The following is a 2,188-nucleotide window of genomic DNA, read 5'->3' on the forward strand; positions in this document are numbered from 1 at the left end:
CGTTGCAACTGCACCATCATCGCGCCGAGCATTGGATCGTCGTTCGCGGCACGGCTCTCGTCACGCGCGGCGAGGAGCAGTTCCTGCTCGGAGAAAATCAATCGACGTACATTCCGCTCGGTGTCAAACATCGGCTCGAAAACCCGGGGAAAGTGCCCCTCGAACTCATCGAGGTCCAATCGGGCGCTTATCTCGGGGAGGACGACCTCGTCCGTTTCGAGGATGTCTACGGACGCGCGACCTAGCAGTGCGCGGCTGCCGGCGGTAGTCCAGCCGGCAGCCGTGGCGCGTTTGGCGACGGAGCATACGTAGCTACCGTTTTTGAACTCGATCCATGAACGTTTACGACGCTGCGTTGGAGCATGTCCGAAATTCGATCGGAACGGCGGAGGTGCTGGGCCTGAAGTCCTGCGCCATCCTCGTGTCCGATCTGAAGCTCGTGTTGGAAATGCTGGAAGACGCTCTGCGTGACCAGCAGGGCGGCACGCAACAAAAGGCGCAATAACAGGCGGACGCGATCCTGACAACGCTACATTTTCGAGGACGACGCCAGTGAATGATTTGGCTCTCAATTCCCTTTACGTGCAGACGGGTGGCGAACGCAGCCAACTGTCGGCACGCGACATGTTCAAGCTGCTGCGCGACCACATCGTGGAGGTGCTGGGCATTGCCCTGTGCGTCACTGCGCTGGCGCTTGCCTATGTATTTATTGCCACGCCCGTGTACGAAGCGGATGTCCTCGTGCGCGTGGACCAGACCGAACCGAATGCGCTAGGTCTTTCATCGCTCAACGGGCAACAAGGACAGCAATATGCGCCGCCGGCCCCGTCGCCTTCGGCGGAGATGGCCGTCATGCAAAGCCGGTCGGTGCTCGAGCCGATCATCCAGAAGTATCGGTTTGACGTCACGATCACGCCGAAGACGTTGCCGGTCGTCGGCAACTTCATCCGCCGATTGGCGACGGCCGGGGAGCCGGCCCGTGCGTGGTTCGGCATGAGTTCGTATGCGTGGGGCGGCGAGCAGATCCATATCGGCCAACTCGATGTGCCGCATTCGCTCGAGGAGCGCGATCTCACGCTGACCGTTCTCGATGGCGGCCGCTACGAACTGAGCGGCCCGAATGGCGCAATCTTGACGGGGCAAGTGGGGGCGCTCGTCCATTCGGGCAACGGCGTTTCAATGCGCGTGACTCAGCTTGTCGCGCGGCCCGGCACGCAATTTACCGTGAAGCACTGGGCGATGCTCGATGCGATCAAGCGCTTCGCCCACGACTTGAAGGTGACCGACAAGGTCAAGGATACGGGGCTTGTGCAGATCGCCTATACGGATACGCGTCCGGGCATGGCGGCCGAGATCGCCAACGCGATCTCGCAGCAGTACATGGCAACGGCCGTGGCGGCTAAACAACGCAACGACACAGCGACGCTGACGTTCATCAACAACGAGTTGCCGCGGTTGCACGCCGAGCTCGAAAAGGCCGAGCAAGCCCAGGCTTCCTATCAGACGACGGCGCAATCGATGCAGCCGACGGCGGAAGCGCAAGCCTACCTGCAAGGCGGTATCGACTTCGATCGGCGTATCGCGGATCTGCAGATCCAGCGGACGCAATTGCTCGATAAGTACACCCCGGACAGCCGTTGGGTGCGCAATATCGACCAGCAGTTGAGTCAGCTGCAAGCGCAGAAGAACGAGTTCAATTCGCGCTTCACCGCGATGCCGGCGTCCGAGCGCAAGAATGCCGATCTGGCGCGTAACGCGAAGGTGGCCGAGCAGGTCTACCTCGGGATGACGCAAAAGGCGGAGGAGCTGTCGGTACGTCGTGCGAGTACGACGGGCGGCGCCCACATCGTGGACGAAGCCGAAGTGCCGTTCAAGCCCGTCAAGCCGGAGCCGCTGCTGATTTTGCCGGGAGGCGCCGTACTCGGGCTTTTGCTCGGCACGATCTCAGTGTTCGTGCGCCGTCACGTCATGACGGGTGTCACCGATCCGCTGTTCGTCGAAGCGCGGCTGGGTGTGCCGTTGATGGGCGAGGTGTTCTATAGCCAGCAGCAGGTACGCCTGGATCAGGAAGTCGGCGCACTGCAGCGGCGTTCGCTCGCCTCGCGCAGTACGACGCCGGCCGCGAACAATGCCCCTGTGCGCCTGCAGCACCGTCAGGAGCCGAGATCGGAAGAGCGTCGTGTAGGGA

The 2,188-nt window shown here is 61.9% G+C and carries 3 protein-coding genes; all 3 read left to right on the top strand.

Annotation, left to right across the window (positions count from 1 at the left end):
- The coding region (locus ACTHL0_RS16545; RefSeq protein ID WP_440567894.1) for a cupin domain-containing protein at window positions 1-245 on the top strand (245 nt) is incomplete at its 5' end.
- 89 nt (window positions 246-334) lie between these two features.
- Window positions 335-505 (top strand): hypothetical protein, encoded by a 171-nt coding sequence (locus ACTHL0_RS16550; RefSeq protein ID WP_440567895.1) that lies wholly within the window; start codon window positions 335-337, stop codon window positions 503-505.
- Window positions 506-552: 47 nt separating this feature from the next.
- A partial coding sequence (locus ACTHL0_RS16555; protein ID WP_440567896.1) for a GNVR domain-containing protein occupies window positions 553-2,188 on the top strand: 1,636 nt, incomplete at its 3' end.

It is taken from the genome of Trinickia sp. (assembly GCF_051961175.1).
In the GTDB taxonomy this organism is placed as follows: Bacteria; Pseudomonadota; Gammaproteobacteria; order Burkholderiales; family Burkholderiaceae; genus Trinickia.

Bases quoted from the DNA above. Each gene is read 5' to 3' on its own strand.
- ACTHL0_RS16550 (WP_440567895.1), top strand. From the start codon at position 335: ATGAACGTTTACGACGCTGCGTTGGAGCATGTCCGAAATTCGATCGGA.